The following is a 16738-nucleotide window of genomic DNA, read 5'->3' as shown; positions in this document are numbered from 1 at the left end:
TCAGCCGATGAAGCGGGCCTCGCGCTCGTCGCCGAGGGCCGCCTCGATGCGCTCCCGCATCCGCTCGCTCATCGGCGGCAGCCCGTCGACCGGCCACCAGCGCACGTCGGTCGACTCGTCGTCGCCGACGCGCGCCTCCCCCTCCAGCCACGTGCAGGCGAACGTCAGGTCGAGGTACGACGCCCGGTCGCCGTTGTCGTAGACCACCTCGGGGTGCACGCTGGTCATCACGAGCCGGTCCACGCGGATGGACACGCACGCCTCCTCCATCGCCTCGCGGGCCGCGCACACGGCCGGCTCCTCGCCGGGGTCGATGATGCCGGTGACCGGCGTCCAGGCGCCGTTGTCGGCGCGCCGGACCAGCAGGACCTCGTCGGCGCGGCGGACCACCGCGGTGACGGCCGGCATCCAGAGCAGGCGGTTGCCCACCACCTGCCGCAGCTCGACGATGAAGTCGGGGATCGGGCTCACTCGGTCAGCGCCCTGACCAGGGTCTCCTGCAGCCAGCCCACCCACTCGTAGATGTCGTGCGCCTGGGAGCGCGGGTCGTCGTCGGGCAGGGAGTACCAGTACTCCTCGTCGCCGTCCTCGACGTCGAGCCGGGTCGCGATGGCCAGCCGGATGTCGGTGAAGGAGCGCAGCCACATCTGGGCCGTCTCCTCGTCGAGCTCGACGTCGATGACCAGCCCCTGCTCGCTCAGGTGCGGCGGCAGCCCGGCCTCCTCGAGCCGGTCGATGATCGCGATCGCGGCGTTGGCCTTGCCGTCGCGCAGCGTGCCCTCGGTGAAGCGGCGGAACTCCGAGGCGGCCTCCTCGTCGTCGGGGTACGCCGAGGGGAAGAGCCGCTTGAGCACCGGGTCGTCGGGCTCCGAGGTCGGCCCGGAGAAGTCCATCATCGCCTCGAACGGGTCCTGCGCATCCGGCGGCACGGCGGCCTCGTTGCGCAGCAGCTCGACGATCTGGGATGCCAGCGAGCGCAGCAGGTCGGCCTCGAAGCCGGAGAAGTTCGCGATGACCGCGCCGCTGCGGCGGTGCCGCTCGAACCCGTTCACGAGACGCTCCCCCCGCTCACGAGCTCTTCTCCATGGTGGCCCACAGGCCGTACTCGTGCATCGCCTGCACGTCGCGCTCCATCTCCTCGCGCGTGCCGGTGCTCACGACCGACCGTCCGTCCTCGTGCACCTCCATCATCAGCTTCTCGGACTTGGCCTTGGTGTAGCCGAAGTAGGTCTGGAAGACGTAGCTGACGTAGGACATCAGGTTCACCGGGTCGTTCCACACGATGGTGACCCAGGGCTTGGCGAGGAAGGTGATCTCGTCGGGCGTCAGGGTCGGGTCGACCTCGACAGGGCTGGCGGCTGACACGGAGGTCATGGTGGCACACCCCTACTGTTGCCCCCGTGACGGACTCGACCGCCCTGCTCACCGACCACTACGAGCTCACCATGCTCCAGGCCGCCCTGCACGCCGGCACCGCCGAGCGCCGCGCGGTGTTCGAGCTCTTCCCGCGCCGCCTCCCCGAGGGCCGCCGCTACGGCGTCGTCGCCGGCGTCGGCCGCGCACTGGACGCCTTCGAGGCGTTCCGCTTCGACGACGAGGTGCTCGGGGTCCTCGACGAGGGGCGGGTCGTCGACGAGCAGACACTGGCGTGGCTGGCCGACTACGAGTTCACCGGCGACATCTGGGGGTACGCCGAGGGCGAGGTGTTCCTCCCCTACTCGCCGCTGGTGGTGGTCGAGTCGTCCTTCGCCGAGGCGGTGCTGCTGGAGACGCTGCTCCTCTCGATCTACAACCACGACTCCGCGATCGCCTCCGCCGCCTCCCGGATGACCCGGGCGGCGGGCTCACGGCCGTGCATCGAGATGGGCTCGCGGCGCACGCACGAGGAGGCGGCCGTGGCGTCCGCCCGGGCGGCGTACATCTGCGGCTTCCAGGCGACCTCCAACCTCGCCGCCCGGCAGCGGTACGGCGTCCCGACGACGGGCACGTCGGCCCACTCCTTCACCCTGCTGCACGACTCCGAGAAGGACGCCTTCACCGCGCAGGTCGAGTCGCTGGGCCGCGGCACGACACTGCTCGTCGACACCTACGACATCGCCGAGGCGGTGCGGCTCGGGGTCGAGATCGCCGGGCCCGAGCTCGGCGCCGTGCGCCTGGACTCCGGTGACCTCGGCGTGCTGGCCCACCAGGTGCGCGAGCAGCTCGACGGCCTCGGCGCGACCGGGACGCGGATCGTGGTCACCAGCGACCTCGACGAGCACGCCATCGCCTCCCTCGCCGCCGCGCCCGTCGACGGCTACGGCGTCGGCACCCAGCTCGTCACCGGCTCCGGGCACCCCACGTGCGGCTTCGTCTACAAGCTCGTCTCCCGCGCCGACGCCTCCGGCCAGATGGAGTCGGTGGCGAAGAGGAGCAAGGACAAGGTCTCCATCGGGGGCCGCAAGTACGCCCTGCGCCGGCGCAACGCCCGCGGGACGGCCGAGGCGGAGGTCGTCGGCATCGGCGAGGCGCCGCTCGACGACGGCGACGACCGCGCCCTGCTGGTGCCCCTGGTCTCCGCCGGCGAGGTCGTCGGCCGGGAGCCGCTCGAGGACGCCCGCGCCCGGCACGCCGCCGCCCGCGCCGAGCTCCCCATGGCCGCCCAGCAGATGAGCCGCGGCGAGCCGGTCATCCCGACCCTGCACCAGGACTGAGGGCCGGCCGTGACCACGACCCGCGACGTCATCCCGCTGCGCGAGGCCGCCCGCGCGGAGTCCGCCACGGCGACGCCACCCACGTGCGAGCGCCATCGTCGGCTGGATAGCCTCGTGCCATGCGAGCATTGATCGTCGTCGATGTCCAGAACGACTTCTGCGAGGGCGGGTCCCTGCCGGTCGAGGGCGGTGCGCGGGTGGCGGGCGACATCTCCGCCCTGCTGCACCGCTGGTCGCAGCGCGGCGAGGATGCGCCGGACTACGCGCACGCGGTCGCCACCCAGGACCACCACGTCGACCCGGGTGCGCACTGGTCGGCCCAGCCCGACTTCGTGGAGTCCTGGCCGGTGCACTGCCGGGTCGGCACCGAGGGCGTCCGGTTCCACCCGGACCTGGACCCCGAGCCCCTCGACGCGGTGTTCCGCAAGGGCGAGCACGAGGCGGCGTACAGCGGCTTCGAGGGCGCGGCCGACGGCGTCCCGCTCGCCGACTGGCTGCGTGAGCGCGGCGTCACCGAGGTCGACGTGTGCGGTCTGGCCACCGACCACTGCGTGCGCGCGACCGCGCTCGACGCCGTGGCCGAGGGCTTCTCCACGCGGGTGCTCGGCGGCCTGTGCGCCGGGGTGGCGCCCGAGACCACCGAGGCGGCGCTGGCACAGATGAGGGAGGCGGGCGTCACCATCGCCTGACCTCGGTCGCGCCGTCGATGGCGGCGGTCAGCGGCGCCGCCGCGGGCCGCGCCCGGCCGCCTGGTGCGAACGCCGTCGGCCCGGCTCCCGTGGGGTGTGATCCGACATGGATAGGGTGCCCCCCATGAAGCGCACTCTGTCGGCGGTCGCCGCCACCATCCTCGCCCTCTCCCTGGCCGGCTGCGGCTCCGACGACGGCTCGACCGACGCCGGGACCGACACCGGTGCCGGGTCCGGCCCCACGCTCATCCAGAGCGGCACCCTCACCGTCTGCTCCGACGTCCCCTACCCGCCGTTCGAGGACTTCGACGAGTCCTCCCCGTCCGGCTTCACCGGCTTCGACATCGACATCGTGCAGGCGATCGCCGACGGCATGAAGGTCGAGCTGTCGGTCAAGGACTCCTCCTTCGACGGCCTGCAGAGCGGCCAGGCGCTCAACGCCGGCCAGTGCGACCTGGCCGCCAGCGCGATGACCATCACCGAGGACCGCAAGGCGGCACTCGAGTTCTCCGACGGCTACTACGACTCCGAGCAGTCGCTGCTGGTGCCCGAGGGCTCCGACATCGCCTCGATCGACGACCTCGACGGCGTCAGCGTCGGCGTCCAGCAGGGCACGACCGGCAAGGCCTACACCGAGGAGAACGCGCCGGGCGCCGAGATCGTCTCCTTCCCCTCCGACGCCGAGATGTTCCAGGCCATCAAGGCCGGCCAGGTGGACGCGCTGCTGCAGGACCTGCCGGTCAACCTCGACCACGAGAAGGACGGCGGCTTCACCGTCGTGGAGACCTACAAGACCGACGAGCAGTACGGCCTGGCGATGAAGAAGGGCAACACCTCCCTCGTCGACGCGGTCAACGAGCAGCTGACCACGATGCGCGAGGACGGCTCGTACGACGAGATCTACAACACCTACTTCGCCGTCGCCGAATGACATGAAGCGTTCCACCCGGCGCCGGCTCACGCAGGCGGTCCTGTACGCCGTCCTGCTGGGGCTGGTCCTGCTGCTGGCCCTGGTCGCCGACTGGGACGCCATCCGGGCGAACTTCTTCGCGCCCGGGGGCTTCGACAGCGCCGAGGCCTGGAAGGAGCTCTTCACGGTCGGGGTGAAGAACACCCTGATCTACACCGCGATCGCGTTCTTCGGCGGTCTCGCCCTCGCGGTGGTCCTGGCGCTCATGCGGCTCTCGCCGCTGGGCCCCTACCGCTGGCTCGCCACGGCCTACGTCGAGCTCTTCCGCGGCCTGCCCGCCCTCCTGGTCATCCTGTTCATGGCGTTCGGCATCCCGATCGCCTTCCAGTGGACGCCGCCAGGGGGCTCGGTCGGCGCCGGCGTCATCGGGCTGGTCCTGATCGCCGGCGCCTACATGGCCGAGACGCTCAGGGCCGGCATCCAGGCGGTGCCGAAGGGGCAGACCGAGGCAGCCCGCTCGCTGGGCATGAGCGCCGGGCGCACGACGGTCAGCATCGTGCTCCCCCAGGCGTTCCGGATCGTGATCCCGCCGCTGACCAACGAGTTCGTGCTGCTGATCAAGGACACCGCCCTGCTCTTCGTCATCGGCTTCCTCGCCGAGCAGCGCGAGCTGACCACCCTGGCCCGTGACGCGGTGTCCAGCGGCCCGACCGCCGGCACCTCCACCAGCTACATCCAGGCGGCCGTGCTGTACCTGATCATCACGATCCCTCTCACCCAGCTGGTGTCGTACCTCGAGAGACGTCAACGGAGGTCCCGATGAGCACCGCAGCCGGCCAGGTCCCCGCCATCGACATCAAGGACCTGCACAAGTACTTCGGCGACAACGAGGTGCTCAAGGGCATCGACTTCCACGTCGACGACAGCCAGGTCGTGTGCGTGATCGGCCCGTCCGGCTCGGGCAAGTCGACCCTGCTGCGCTGCGTCAACCGGCTCGAGGAGCCCACGTCGGGCCAGATCATGGTCGAGGGCATCGACATCACCGACCCCGAGACCGACCTCGACCAGGTCCGCTCGCGGATCGGGATGGTCTTCCAGCAGTTCAACCTGTTCCCGCACATGTCGGTGCTGCAGAACCTCGTCATCGCCCAGCGGCACGTGAAGAGGCGGGGCAAGGACGAGGCCGTGCAGGTCGCGCGCCGCAATCTCGAGAAGGTGGGTCTCGCGGACCGCGAGGGCGCCTATCCCGCCCACCTCTCCGGCGGTCAGCAGCAGCGGGTCGCCATCGCCCGGGCGCTGTCGATGGACCCCGACATGATGCTCTTCGACGAGCCCACCTCCGCCCTGGACCCCGAGCTCGTCGGCGACGTGCTGGAGGTCATGAAGGACCTCGCCTCGGAGGGCATGACGATGATGGTGGTCACCCACGAGATGGGCTTCGCCCGGGAGGTCGGCGACAAGCTGGTCTTCATGGACGGCGGCGTCATCGTCGAGGAGGGCGACCCCGCCGAGGTGCTCGCCAACCCCCAGCACCGCCGCACGCAGTCGTTCCTCTCCAAGGTGCTGTGACCGCCCGGTCGGAGGCCGACCGGGCGGGCAGCACAGCGCTCAGCCCTGCTCCGCCGTCTTCAGCTCCACCTCGGCGGTGGCCTGGATGAGCGCCAGGAGCTGGGGGTCCAGGCCGGGGCTGAACTCCTCCTTGCGCTCGGGGGAGATGGTGATCGGCACGCCCTCGGGCATGATGGCCGTGCTCAGCTCCGTGCCGTCGTTCGACGGCGACGCCCCGCGGTAGAGCTTCGCCGCCTGGCTGGTCTGCTCGCGGTTGAAGGTGTACTGGATGCTCTGCAGCCCCTTGTCGAGCAGCTTCTTCACCTCGGGGAACTGCTCCGCGTTCGTCTTCGGGATGGGCAGCAGCGCCCCCCAGTTGACGCCGAGCGACTCCAGGGCCTTGGCGAAGGCGTTCTCATGGGCCTGGTCGCGCACGATGAGGTAGGCGATGGTCGAGCGCGCGGCCTTGTTGTCGGTCATCTCGTAGATGCGGCACTTCTGCAGGCGTCCGGTGGACTCCAGCATCAGGTTGTAGAGCAGGTCCAGCGGGAGGTTGCCGCTGTTGTAGACGTAGGACCCCGACCACGGGTTGCCGGCGGCGTCCACGGGCAGGGCACCCTGGGCCCCCACCAGGTAGTGGTGGATGTTGCTGTGGTCGAGCGCGATCTTCAGCGGGGTCGCGCCCTTGGCGCCCGGCTTGTCGACGGGGTCGTCCTTCTTGCCCTTGTACCCGGGCGACCCGTCGAGCAGGCGGGAGATCGTCGTGCCGATCAGCTCGACGTGGCTGATCTCCTCGGTGCCGACGCCCTGGAGGAGGTCCTTGTAGGGCTTGGAGGAGGGGTCTCCCCGGAAGTTCATGGACTGGAAGAGGTACTGCATCATGGTGCGCATCTCCCCGAACTGCCCGCCGAGCCCCTCCTGCAGGGCGTTCGCCGCCGCGGGGTCCGGTTCGTCGATCGCGATCTCGTTGATGAGCTCTTCGACGTGCAGGTACACGGTGCACTCCTTCGGTGGTGCGATCCGGCCACGAGGCCCTGGAGCACCACAGCACCACGATCCGCACGGGACATGGCTCATCCCCAGAGAGGTACCGCCGGCGGCTCGGCCCTCGGACCAGCGCCCGGGCCGCCGGCGGGGCGTCAGCCGACGGTGATCGGCTGGCCGCCGGAGGTCAGCCGCCAGTCGACCGAGGCGAACTGCGCGGGGTCGATGGCGCCGTTGGCGCTCACCCAGTCGACGATCAGCTGCCGGATCTCGACCTGGGCGTTGTAGACCACCGGCGCGGTCGACACGTGCGGGAAGCCGCCGCCGCCGCTCTGGCGGTAGTTGTTGACCGCCATCACGAACCGCTGGTCCGCCGCGAGCGGCTGGCCGGCGTAGGCCAGGGCCTTGATCCGCGAGCCGACGGGCTGGGCGATGTCGATCTCGTACGTCAGGTCGGCGTCCAGGCCGGCGACCGAGTCGAAGTTGTAGTCGGGCGTGCCGTTGGGGGCCGTGGCCGTCACCCGGTTCGTCACCTGGTCGAGGGTGAACGGGCCGGTGCCGGTGACCTGCTTGAAGTAGCCGGCCGTGAACTCCAGGTAGTCCCGGACCTGCGCGCCGGTCACCTCGACGCCGATCAGCGTGTTGTCGAAGATGTAGAGCCCGGCAACGTCGCGGTAGGTCACCTGACCGGCGGGGAAGGACGCCGACCGGTTGAACGGCGCCGCGATCGAGAGCACCGGCAGCGCCGTGCCGGTGGCCCTCTTCACCGCGTCGGCCTGGACGTACTGGATGAAGTCGATGATCGGCACGTCCTCGACGACAGCCCGTGCCGCAGAGAGGGCGGCGGCGGAGGTGCCGATGACCGAGTTGACGTAGCCGACCACCTTGTCGTGCTGCGCGCGCACCGCCCGTGCCACGTCGGCGCGCTCGGGCACCGTGTTGGAGTTCAGCGTCTGCGACGTCGCCTCGACCACGCGCCAGCCGCCGCGGTGCTGCTCGAGCTCGAAGTCCATGACGGCCAGCCGCATGCCCCAGTACTTCGGCTCGCACAGGAGCACGTCGCGCCCGGTCACCTTGTTGGTCACGAACCGCTCGGCGATCTCCTGGTGCGCGTGGCCGACGAGGATCGCGTCGACTCCGGGCACCTGCTCGGCGACCAGGGTCGAGGCGTTCTCGGGCGGAAGCGCGTCGCCGTACGAGGAGCTGGTCTCGGCGCCGCTGTGGGCGGAGATGACCACCACGTCGCAGCCGCGACGCTTCATCTCGGGCACGTACTTCCTCGCCTGCTCGACCAGACCCGGGAACTCCAGGCGGCCCTCGACGTGGGCCTTGTCCCAGATCGCGATGCCGGGATTGGTCAGGCCCAGCACGCCCACGGTGAGCTTCGGGCCGCGGCGGGTGCGGTAGGTCTTGATCAGGTACGGCGGGAAGACGGGCCGCTTGGTCGTGATGTCGACCGCGTTGGCACCGAGCAGCGGGAAGTTCAGCTGCTCCTCGAAGGCCCGCAGGGTGTCCAGGCCGTAGTTGAACTCGTGGTTGCCGAGTGCCGCGGCGTCGTAGTCCATCAGGTTCATGGCGGCGGCCATCGGGTGCTTCGCCCCGCCGGTGATCGGCTCGACCCGCGCGTAGTAGTACGCCAGCGGCGTGCCCTGGATCGTGTCACCCGCGTCGAGGAGCAGCGACGGGACGTCGCGCCGCTCCCGGCGCATCGCCGCGACGAGCGTGGCCACCTTGGCGACGCCGATGTCGTCCTTCGCCGTGTTGTCGTACTCCGCGTTCTTGAAGTAGTCCCAGTTGAGGACGTTGCCGTGCAGGTCGGTGGTGCCCAGCACGGTCAGCCGGGTGCGGTGCGGGCCGTGGCCCCCGCCGCGGTGCGCCATCGCCGGGGCGGCGTAGCCGGCGGCGGCGAGGGCGGCGGTGCCGGTGAGGACGGCGCGGCGGCCGGTGGCGGGCAGGTCAGGGCGTGCCTGGGTCATGGGGTCTCCCGAGAGTCGATGCGCATGTGGACCGCCGTCGATCACACCCTGCCCGACCGGCGGAGTCAAGCCGGCCTCGCACGTCGGGCAGACTGGCCGCGTGCCGGAGCTGCCGCAGGTCTCGATCGTGCCCCGCGAGCCCACCGACGTGCCGGTGCTCGCCGACGTGCTGGCCGAGCAGCAGCCCTCCTCGCGCTACCCGTTCCGGTGGCCGCTGCCGTTCCCCGTCGAGCAGTTCCTCGTGCGCGAGCACGAGGAGGCCGCCTGGGTGGCCCGGGTGGACGGCCGCCCGATCGGCCACGTGAGCCTCAGCCGCGTGGCGGGCGCCATGGCCGCGCCCTTCGCCGCGGCCACCGGACGGCCGGTCGAGGAGCTGGCGCTCGTCACGGTGCTGTTCGTCGCGACCGGGGCCCAGGGCTCGGGAGTCGGCGGGCGGCTGCTCGACACGGCCGTCGACTGGGCCCGCGGCCGCGGGCGCCTTCCCGTGCTCGACGTGGTGCAGGCCCACGAGCGGGCGCTGAGCGTCTACCGCCGGCGTGGCTGGGAGGTCGTCGGGGAGATGCGCCCGGACTGGCTGCCCGCCGAGGAGCAGCCGCTGCTGCTGATGCGGCTCGGCGGCGAGGCGGTCGCGGATGGGTCCGGCCTCCCCGCCTGACCGTAGGCTTGCTCGGTGAGCACCCCGACCGATGCCCGGCCCCGGCGCACCTTCGCGGTCATCAGCCACCCCGACGCCGGCAAGTCCACCCTCACCGAGGCGATGGCCCTGCACGCCCGGATGATCTCCGAGGCGGGCGCCGTCCACGGCAAGGCCGGCCGCCGCGGCACGGTCTCGGACTGGATGGAGATGGAGCGCGCCCGCGGCATCTCGATCACCTCCGCCGCCCTGCAGTTCGAGTACGCCGACCACGTCGTCAACCTGGTCGACACCCCCGGCCACGCCGACTTCTCCGAGGACACCTACCGCGTGCTCTCGGCCGTCGACTCCGCGGTGATGCTCGTCGACGCCGCCAAGGGGCTGGAGCCGCAGACCCTCAAGCTCTTCCGGGTGTGCGCCCAGCGGGGCATCCCGGTCATCACCGTGATCAACAAGTGGGACCGTCCCGGCCTCGACCCGCTCCAGCTGATGGATGAGATCCAGAAGGAGATCGGGTTGCGGCCCACGCCGCTGACCTGGCCGGTGGGCGTCGCGGGCGACTTCCGCGGCGTGCTCGACCGGCGCACCGACGACCTGGTCCACTACACGCGCACCGCCGGTGGCGCGACCCGCGCGCCCGAGGAGCGGGTGGGTCCCGAGCGGGCCGCGGAGATCGCCGGCGACGCGTGGGCGGTCGCGGTCGAGGAGCACGGCCTGCTGGCGATGGACGGCGCCGACCACGACCACGACTCCTTCCTCGGCGGCACCACCACGCCGGTCCTCTTCGCCTCGGCGCTGCTCAACTTCGGCGTCTCCCAGCTGCTCGAGGTGCTGGTCGAGCTCGCCCCCTCCCCCGGCCCGACGCCCACCGTGGACGGCAGCGCCCGGGCGGTCGAGGACGACTTCAGCGCGTTCGTGTTCAAGGTGCAGTCGGGCATGGACTCAGCCCACCGCGACCGCCTGGCCTACGCGCGCGTGTGCTCGGGCGTCTTCGAGCGCGGCATGGTGGTGCAGCACGGCGAGACCGGCAAGCCCTTCGCCACGAAGTACGCCCAGGCCGTCTTCGGCCGCGAGCGCTCCTCGGTCGAGCAGGCCTTCCCAGGCGACATCGTCGGCCTGGTCAACGCCAACGCCCTGCGGGTCGGCGACACGATCTACACCGGCGCCAAGGTGCGGTTCCCCCCGATCGCCAGCTTCGCCCCCGAGCACTTCATGTCGGCGCGTGCCGCCGACACCGGCCGCTACAAGCAGTTCCGCCGGGGCATCGAGCAGATGGACCAGGAGGGCGTCGTCCAGGTGCTCCGCTCGGACCTCCGCGGCGACCAGAGCCCGGTGCTCGCGGCGGTCGGACCCATGCAGTTCGAGGTCGTCACCGCGCGGATGGAGAGCGAGTTCGGGGCCGCCATCCGGCTCGAGCACCTCGCCTACTCGGTCGCGCGGCGCACCGACGCCGCCGGCGCGGAGGCGCTCAAGGGCATCCGGGGCGTCGAGGTCCTCCGCCGGGCCGACGGCACCCACCTGGCACTCTTCCCCGACATGTGGCGGGCCCACACCGTCACCCGCGACCACCCGACGGTGCTGCTGGAGCCGCTGCCCGCCAGCGGCGGCTGAGCGGGCTCAGCCGCACCACTTGGCGGCCAGCGCCCGGATGACCGTGACGTTGCGCGCGGTGCCCTGGCCGAGCGCCTTGAACTCCCGGGTGTTCAGCACCCGACCCTCGTGGAAGCCGCGCTGCAGCAGCACGTGTGCCCCGCGGTCGACCACCCGCACGGTCTCGCCCTCGATCGCCAGGGCCTCGACCGCCCGGACGGCTGCCGGGTCCGGCGGCGCCTTGTAGAGCGTGACGTAGTGCGTCTCCGGCGGCAGCTCGGAGCGCAGCGCGCCGGCGTCCTCGGCGATGCCGAGCAGCTCGCCCGGCGTGAACACCATCGTCGGCACCGCGAAGCCCCGGTCCGCCTCGTAGGCGCTCTCGAGCGCCGCCTCGATCCTGGTGCGGGAGCGCATCGGCGTGGTCAGCAGCACGTTCCCGGTGTTGATGTGGGTCGCGACGCCGGTCGCACCGATGGACTCGGTGCAGCGCCTGATGTCGTCCTTGGGGAACTTCCGCGTGGCCCCCAGGTTGATGGCGCGCAGGAACGCGACGTACGTCGGCATGGGTGGAGTCTGCCGCACGGTCGGGCTCAGAGGTTGCCGCGGACGTCCTGCTCGCGCTCGATGGCCTCGAAGAGCGCCTTGAAGTTGCCCTTGCCGAAGCCGAGGGAGCCGTGGCGCTCGATGAGCTCGAAGAACACCGTGGGGCGGTCGCCCAGCGGCTTGGTGAAGATCTGGAGCAGGTAGCCGTCCTCGTCGCGGTCGACGAGGATCTTGCGCTTCTGGAGCTCCTCGATCGGCACCCGGACCTCACCGATGCGGTCCCGGAGCTCGGCGTCCTCGTAGTAGGAGTCGGGGGTGTCGAGGAACTGCACGCCGTTGGCGCGCAGCGCGTCGACGGTGGCCAGGATGTCGTTGGTGGCCAGCGCCAGGTGCTGGGCGCCGGGGCCGCCGTAGAACTCCAGGTACTCGTCGATCTGCGACTTCCTCTTCGCGATCGCCGGCTCGTTGAGCGGGAACTTCACCCGGTGGTTGCCGTTGGCGACGACCTTGCTCATCAGCGCGGAGTAGTCGGTGGCGATGTCGTCGCCGATGAACTCGGCCATGTTCACGAAGCCCATGACCCGGTTGTAGAAGCCGACCCACTCATCCATCCGCCCCAGCTCGACGTTGCCGACGATGTGGTCGAGGGCCTGGAAGAGGCGCTTGGGCTGCCCCTCGCGGGTGACCCAGCGCGGGGCGGTGGCGGCGTACCCCGGCAGGTAGGGGCCGGCGTAGGTCTGCCCGTCGACGGTGCGCTGCACCAGGGTGTGCCGGGTCTCGCCGTACGTCGCGATGGCGGCGATCCTCACCGAGCCGTGCTCGTCGGTGAGGGTCTCGGGCTCGCGCACGACCGTGGCGCCGGCGGAGACGGCCTGGCGGATGCACTGGTCGACGTCGGGCACCTCGAGGGCGATGTCCACGACGCCGTCGCCGTGGCGGGCGTGGTGCTCGATGAGCGGGCTGTCGGGGCTGACGGCGCCGTTGAGCACGAACTTGATCGAGCCCGACTTCATCACGAACGACTTGTGGTCGCGGTTGCCGTTCTCGGGGCCGGAGTAGGCGACGAGCTCCATGCCCCACGCGCTGGCGTAGTAGTGGGCGGCCTGGGTGGCGTTGCCGACGACGAACACGATGGCGTCCCAGCCGGTCACCGGGAACTGGTCGCTCTGCGCGTCGTACTCCACCAGGCCCACGAGCTGGCGCAGCTGCTCCAGCGTCAGGTCGGCCTTCATCTCCTCAGCTGTCAGGGCTCCGCCGGTCGAGGCGATGTCGGTCGTCATGGTTGGCAGGATGCCGGTGGAACGCAGAGTGTGCAAGAGTACGTCGAAACGCTGTGCAGTTTGCCTACCCGGAGGAGGGCTTGTGGACGATCTCGACGCCAGGTTGACCGATCTGTTCGCCACCGAGCCGCGCATCGGCGTCCTGGAGGCCTCCCGCCGGCTCGGCGTCGCCCGCGGCACCGTGCAGGCCCGCCTGGACAAGCTGGAGGCCAGCGGCGTCATCACCGGCTGGGGTCCGGACCTGTCCGCCGAGGCGCTCGGCTACCCGGTCACCGCCTTCCTCACCCTGGAGATCCGGCAGGGCGCCGGCCACGACACCGTGGCCAGGCACCTCGAGCAGATCCCGGAGGTCCTGGAGGCGCACACGATCACCGGCGTCGGCGACATGTGGGCCCGCGTGGTCGCCCGGTCGAACGCCGACCTGCAGCGGGTCATCGACCTGGTGCTCGACAGCCCGGCGATCGTGCGCAGCTCGACGGTCATCACCCTGGCGGCACAGGTCCCCTACCGGGTGCTGCCCCTGGCCCTGGCCTCGATCGAGCGCTGACCCGCGCCCTCAGCGCAGGCGGTCGGCGATCTCGCGGGTGGCCGCCAGCACCCGCGGCGACACCACCGTGTCGTCGATGGCGCCGCCGAGGGTGACGATGCCGACCGAGGCCTCGAGCCCCTCGACGCCCCGCACGGGCGCGGCCAGGCCGTGCGCCCCCGACTGCAGCTCGCCGGTCGTCACGACGTACGCCGCGGCGCCGCCGTCGCGGCCGAGCAGGATCGCCTTGCCGGCCGCTCCCTGGACGAGCGGGTGCCGGGCCCCGATGCGGTAGGAGACGTGGAAGTCGGTCCACGACGGCTCCACCACGGCCAGCGCCAGCGCCTCGTCGCCGTCGGCGACGGTCAGGTGGGCGGTGCAGCCCAGGGTCTCGGCCAGCTGGCGCAGCACCGGCGCCGCCTGCTCGCGCAGCACCGGCTGGACCGCGGAGGCGAGGTGCAGGACACCGAGGCCGACGTGGAGCCGGGCACGGACGTCTCGGCGCACCAGGCCGTGCTGCTCGAGCGTCGCGACCAGCCGGTAGACCACCGTGCGGTTGACGCCCAGCGCGGCGGCGAGCTCGGTCACCGTGAGACCGTCGTGGGACTCGGCGAGCACCGACAGCACCCGTAGGCCCCGGTCCAGCGTCTGCGACGTCTCGGCGGCCATACCGCAGGGTAGACCCGCGACACCGCTCAGGAGGTCTTGCGGACCGCCCAGTCGCGCACGGCGTCGATGCGTGCGTGGAGCTGCTCGGCGGTGGCCACGGCGGCGGCCGGCCCGCCGCACTCCTTGCGCAGCGCCGCGTGCGTCACGCCGTGCGGCTGGCCCGTGCGGTGGAACCAGGCGGCGACCAGGCCGTTGAGCTCGCGGCGCAGGACGGCGAGCTGCTCGTGGGTCGACACCTCCGCGACCGTGTCCGGCGGCGGGGCGGCCCTCTGGCGGGCCGCGCGCTCGCTCTGCCGCGTGTGCAGCAGCTCGCGCACCTGGTCGGGCTCGAGCAGGCCGGGGATGCCGAGGAAGTCCATCTCCTCCTCCGAGCCCACGTGGACCTCGCCGGCGTGCCCGAACTCGCCGCCGTCGTAGAGCACCCGGTCGAAGGACGCCGTCGACCCGAGCGCCTCGAAGGGCAGGCCCTCGAGCTCGGCCGAGCCCGCCTCCCCCGCCTGGGCCTGGGCCAGCAGGTCGTTCTCGGCGGCGAAGACGTCGTGGTCGTCGGTGATGCGGCGGCCGAGCACGTGGTCGCGCTCCACCTCCATCTCCGAGGCGTAGCCCAGCAGGTGCGGCACCGACGGCAGGAACACCGACGCCGTCTCGCCCCGGGCCCGGGCGCGCACGAAGCGGCCGACGGCCTGGGCGAAGTACAGCGGCGTCCCGGTCGTGGTCGCCCACACGCCGACCGCCAGGCGCGGCACGTCGACGCCCTCGGACACCATCCGCACGGCGACCATCCAGCGGTCGTCGGACTCGGTGAACGCAGCGATCTTCCTCGACGACGCCTTCTCGTCCGAGAGCACCACGACCGGCGACCGGCCGGTGATCCTCTTCAGCAGGGCGGCGTAGGCCCGGGCGGCGTCCTGGTCGCCGGCGATGACCAGGCCGCCGGCGTCGGGCATGTGGCGGCGGACCTCGGAGAGGCGGGTGTCGGCGGCCTCCAGCACCGCCGGCATCCACGACCCGGCGGGGTCCAGCGCGGTGCGCAGCGCCTGGGCGGTCATGTCCTTGGTCAGCGGCTCGCCGAGCCGGGCGGCGATCTCGTCCCCGGCCCGGGTGCGCCAGCTCATCTCCCCGGAGTAGGCCAGGAAGAGCACCGGCCGCACGACGTGGTCGGCCAGCGCGTGGGCGTAGCCGTAGGTGTAGTCGGCCGCCGAGCGCGGGATGCCGTCGGGCCCGGGCGCGTAGGTGACGAACGGGATGGGGTTCACGTCCGAGCGGAACGGCGTGCCCGTCAGCGCCAGGCGTCGCGCGGCGGGCTGGAAGGCCTCGCGCACGCCCTCGCCCCACGACAGCGCGTCGCCGGCGTGGTGCACCTCGTCGAGGATGACCAGCGTCTTGAAGTTCTCGGTGCGGATCCGCATCGCCAGCGGGTTGACCGCGACGCCGGCGTAGGTGACGGCGATGCCGACGTAGTCGCCCGACGTCCTCCCCTTGCCCGCGGCGTACGTCGGGTCGATCGGGATGCCCGCCCGCGCAGCGGCCTCCGCCCACTGCACCTTGAGGTGCTCGGTGGGAGCGACCACGGTCACGCGGTCGACGATGCGGCGCCCGAGCAGCTCGGCGGCCACGGTCAGGGCGAAGGTCGTCTTGCCGGCGCCCGGGGTGGCCACGGCGAGGAAGTCGCGCGGCGACTCCTCGACGTACTTCGCCATCGCCGCGTTCTGCCAGGCGCGCAAGGAGGGCGCCGTGCCCCACGCCGCACGCTCCGGCCAGGCCGGTGACAGCACCGGCTGGGGAGCGGACTCGGGTGGGACGGCGTCGTGCCGTCCCGTCACGCCTTCGGGCTCCCGTCACCCTTGTCGCCGTCGCCCTTGCCGCCACCCGGCTTCATCGACTCCCAGATCTCCTTGCACTCCGGGCAGACGGGGTACTTCTCCGGCGCCCGGCTGGGCACCCAGACCTTGCCGCACAGGGCGATGACGGGGGTGCCCATCACCATCGCCTCGGTGAGCTTGTCCTTGGGCACGTAGTGGGAGAAGCGCTCGTGGTCGCCGTCGTCGGTGGGGACCGTGCGGGTGTCCTCGACGGTGCTGGTGCCGGGAGAGAAGCCGATGGTGCTCATTGGCAGCAGTGTAGGTCAGTTGAGCTCGGGATCGAGAGGACGCGTCGAGTGCCAGGCCAGCTCGCCGGGCTGGCGGCGCAGGACGTCGCGCCACAGGTCGGTCGGATCGACCCGGAAGACGTCGGCCACCTCGGACGGGACGACGTACCAGTCGCCCTGGGCGATCTCCTGCTCCACCTGCCCGGTGCCCCAGCCGGCGTACCCCGCGAAGATCCGCAGGCCGGCCAGCGAGCCCTCGAGGAGCTCCAGCGGGGTGTCGAGGTCGACCACGCCCAGGTCGCCGAAGACCTCGCGGAAGCCCACCGGCACGTCGTCGGTGTCGGCGAGACGCCCCACCGCCAACGCCCCCTCGGTGTTGACCGGGCCGCCGCGGAAGAGGACCTCGGGCTCCGCGACGACGTCGCGCCACTCGGCGAGCACCTCGGCGACGAGCACCGGGGTGGGCCGGTTGAGCACCACGCCGAGGGCGCCGTCCTCGCCCACGTCGAGCATCAGGACGACGGTGTCGGCGAAGTTGGGGTCGACCAGCACAGGAGTGGCCACCAGCAGTGAGCCCGTTGCCACCTCGGTCATGGATCCATCATGC

Annotated in this window: 19 protein-coding genes; 8 read left to right on the top strand and 11 right to left on the bottom strand. The window is 71.7% G+C overall.

Translation table 11 applies throughout. The features are described 5' to 3' along the window. The 3 genes from QZX64_RS08995 to clpS are packed head-to-tail and all read right to left on the bottom strand — an operon-like array spanning position 1 to position 1365. On the bottom strand, positions 1–471 hold the full coding sequence (locus QZX64_RS08995) for an NUDIX domain-containing protein (protein WP_295658508.1): 471 nt from the start codon (positions 469–471) through the stop codon (positions 1–3). After that, positions 468–1052, bottom strand: a complete 585-nt coding sequence (locus tag QZX64_RS08990) for a DUF2017 domain-containing protein (protein ID WP_295658507.1) — start codon at positions 1050–1052, stop codon at positions 468–470. The genes QZX64_RS08995 and QZX64_RS08990 overlap by 4 nt, the downstream gene beginning before the upstream one ends. Before the next feature lie 16 nt (positions 1053–1068). Continuing rightward, on the bottom strand, positions 1069–1365 hold the full coding sequence (clpS, locus tag QZX64_RS08985; RefSeq protein ID WP_295658506.1) for an ATP-dependent Clp protease adapter ClpS: 297 nt from the start codon (positions 1363–1365) through the stop codon (positions 1069–1071). Positions 1366–1400: 35 nt separating this feature from the next. On the opposite strand from clpS, the gene QZX64_RS08980 reads away from it, so the two are divergent. From QZX64_RS08980 to QZX64_RS08960, 5 genes are all read left to right on the top strand, one after another. Next, a complete protein-coding gene (locus QZX64_RS08980; RefSeq protein ID WP_295658505.1) occupies positions 1401–2693 on the top strand; it encodes a nicotinate phosphoribosyltransferase in 1293 nt (430 codons plus the stop codon). 119 nt (positions 2694–2812) lie between these two features. Beyond that, complete coding sequence (locus QZX64_RS08975; protein ID WP_295658504.1) at positions 2813–3382, top strand: nicotinamidase; 570 nt, start codon at positions 2813–2815, stop codon at positions 3380–3382. Between the two features lie 124 nt (positions 3383–3506). After that, positions 3507–4313 carry a transporter substrate-binding domain-containing protein gene (locus QZX64_RS08970; RefSeq protein ID WP_295658503.1) on the top strand — a complete coding sequence of 269 codons (807 nt, stop codon included), beginning with the start codon at positions 3507–3509 and terminating at the stop codon, positions 4311–4313. 1 nt (position 4314) lies between these two features. Then, positions 4315–5115 carry an amino acid ABC transporter permease gene (locus QZX64_RS08965; RefSeq protein WP_295658502.1) on the top strand — a complete coding sequence of 267 codons (801 nt, stop codon included), beginning with the start codon at positions 4315–4317 and terminating at the stop codon, positions 5113–5115. Then, a complete protein-coding gene (locus QZX64_RS08960) occupies positions 5112–5861 on the top strand; it encodes an amino acid ABC transporter ATP-binding protein (RefSeq protein ID WP_295658501.1) in 750 nt (249 codons plus the stop codon). The genes QZX64_RS08965 and QZX64_RS08960 overlap by 4 nt, the downstream gene beginning before the upstream one ends. Before the next feature lie 39 nt (positions 5862–5900). Here the strand turns inward: QZX64_RS08960 and QZX64_RS08955 are convergent, their stop codons facing one another. Together QZX64_RS08955 and QZX64_RS08950 are read right to left on the bottom strand one after the other, a co-directional pair. Then, the gene (locus QZX64_RS08955; RefSeq protein WP_295658499.1) at positions 5901–6836 is read right to left on the bottom strand and encodes a manganese catalase family protein; all 936 of its coding nucleotides are present in this window, start codon (positions 6834–6836) and stop codon (positions 5901–5903) included. Positions 6837–6979: 143 nt separating this feature from the next. Further along, on the bottom strand, positions 6980–8800 hold the full coding sequence (locus QZX64_RS08950) for a bifunctional UDP-sugar hydrolase/5'-nucleotidase (RefSeq protein WP_295658498.1): 1821 nt from the start codon (positions 8798–8800) through the stop codon (positions 6980–6982). Positions 8801–8900: 100 nt separating this feature from the next. Between QZX64_RS08950 and QZX64_RS08945 the strand changes: the two genes are divergently transcribed. Both QZX64_RS08945 and QZX64_RS08940 read left to right on the top strand, forming a co-directional pair. After that, a complete protein-coding gene (locus tag QZX64_RS08945; RefSeq protein WP_295658497.1) occupies positions 8901–9455 on the top strand; it encodes a GNAT family N-acetyltransferase in 555 nt (184 codons plus the stop codon). A gap of 15 nt (positions 9456–9470) precedes the next feature. Beyond that, a complete protein-coding gene (locus tag QZX64_RS08940) occupies positions 9471–11045 on the top strand; it encodes a peptide chain release factor 3 (protein WP_295658496.1) in 1575 nt (524 codons plus the stop codon). 6 nt (positions 11046–11051) lie between these two features. Here QZX64_RS08940 and QZX64_RS08935 read toward each other — a convergent pair whose 3' ends face one another. Continuing rightward, a complete protein-coding gene (locus QZX64_RS08935; RefSeq protein ID WP_295658495.1) occupies positions 11052–11588 on the bottom strand; it encodes a DUF1697 domain-containing protein in 537 nt (178 codons plus the stop codon). Between the two features lie 26 nt (positions 11589–11614). After that, on the bottom strand, positions 11615–12847 hold the full coding sequence (hppD, locus tag QZX64_RS08930; protein ID WP_295658494.1) for a 4-hydroxyphenylpyruvate dioxygenase: 1233 nt from the start codon (positions 12845–12847) through the stop codon (positions 11615–11617). Between the two features lie 82 nt (positions 12848–12929). Here hppD and QZX64_RS08925 point away from each other — a divergent pair, with 82 nt between their 5' ends. Continuing rightward, entirely contained in the window at positions 12930–13394 is a 465-nt protein-coding gene (locus QZX64_RS08925) for an Lrp/AsnC family transcriptional regulator (RefSeq protein ID WP_295658492.1), read from the top strand. Between the two features lie 9 nt (positions 13395–13403). Here QZX64_RS08925 and QZX64_RS08920 read toward each other — a convergent pair whose 3' ends face one another. The 4 genes from QZX64_RS08920 to QZX64_RS08905 are packed head-to-tail and all read right to left on the bottom strand — an operon-like array spanning position 13404 to position 16725. Next, positions 13404–14042 (bottom strand): IclR family transcriptional regulator, encoded by a 639-nt coding sequence (locus tag QZX64_RS08920; RefSeq protein ID WP_295658491.1) that lies wholly within the window; start codon positions 14040–14042, stop codon positions 13404–13406. A gap of 26 nt (positions 14043–14068) precedes the next feature. Then, entirely contained in the window at positions 14069–15817 is a 1749-nt protein-coding gene (locus tag QZX64_RS08915) for a DEAD/DEAH box helicase (protein ID WP_366558534.1), read from the bottom strand. A gap of 44 nt (positions 15818–15861) precedes the next feature. After that, entirely contained in the window at positions 15862–16152 is a 291-nt protein-coding gene (locus QZX64_RS08910) for a DUF3039 domain-containing protein (protein ID WP_295658488.1), read from the bottom strand. A 15-nt stretch (positions 16153–16167) separates the two neighbouring features. Continuing rightward, complete coding sequence (locus QZX64_RS08905) at positions 16168–16725, bottom strand: YqgE/AlgH family protein (protein WP_295658486.1); 558 nt, start codon at positions 16723–16725, stop codon at positions 16168–16170. Positions 16726–16738: the final 13 nt, after the last annotated feature.

This window comes from uncultured Nocardioides sp., assembly GCF_902805925.1.
Taxonomy (GTDB): domain Bacteria; phylum Actinomycetota; class Actinomycetes; order Propionibacteriales; family Nocardioidaceae; genus Nocardioides.
This window is presented reverse-complemented; position numbering and strand designations above follow the sequence as displayed.

What these genes read in the sequence shown, in the direction of transcription:
- QZX64_RS08960 (WP_295658501.1), top strand. Translation starts at nt 5,112, where the DNA reads ATGAGCACCGCAGCCGGCCAGGTCCCCGCCATCGACATCAAGGACCTG.
- hppD (WP_295658494.1), bottom strand. Translation starts at nt 12,847, where the DNA reads ATGACGACCGACATCGCCTCGACCGGCGGAGCCCTGACAGCTGAGGAG.
- QZX64_RS08935 (WP_295658495.1), bottom strand. Translation starts at nt 11,588, where the DNA reads ATGCCGACGTACGTCGCGTTCCTGCGCGCCATCAACCTGGGGGCCACG.
- QZX64_RS08905 (WP_295658486.1), bottom strand. Translation starts at nt 16,725, where the DNA reads ATGACCGAGGTGGCAACGGGCTCACTGCTGGTGGCCACTCCTGTGCTG.
- QZX64_RS08965 (WP_295658502.1), top strand. Translation starts at nt 4,315, where the DNA reads ATGAAGCGTTCCACCCGGCGCCGGCTCACGCAGGCGGTCCTGTACGCC.
- QZX64_RS08920 (WP_295658491.1), bottom strand. Translation starts at nt 14,042, where the DNA reads ATGGCCGCCGAGACGTCGCAGACGCTGGACCGGGGCCTACGGGTGCTG.
- QZX64_RS08910 (WP_295658488.1), bottom strand. Translation starts at nt 16,152, where the DNA reads ATGAGCACCATCGGCTTCTCTCCCGGCACCAGCACCGTCGAGGACACC.
- QZX64_RS08970 (WP_295658503.1), top strand. Translation starts at nt 3,507, where the DNA reads ATGAAGCGCACTCTGTCGGCGGTCGCCGCCACCATCCTCGCCCTCTCC.
- QZX64_RS08950 (WP_295658498.1), bottom strand. Translation starts at nt 8,800, where the DNA reads ATGACCCAGGCACGCCCTGACCTGCCCGCCACCGGCCGCCGCGCCGTC.
- QZX64_RS08975 (WP_295658504.1), top strand. Translation starts at nt 2,813, where the DNA reads ATGCGAGCATTGATCGTCGTCGATGTCCAGAACGACTTCTGCGAGGGC.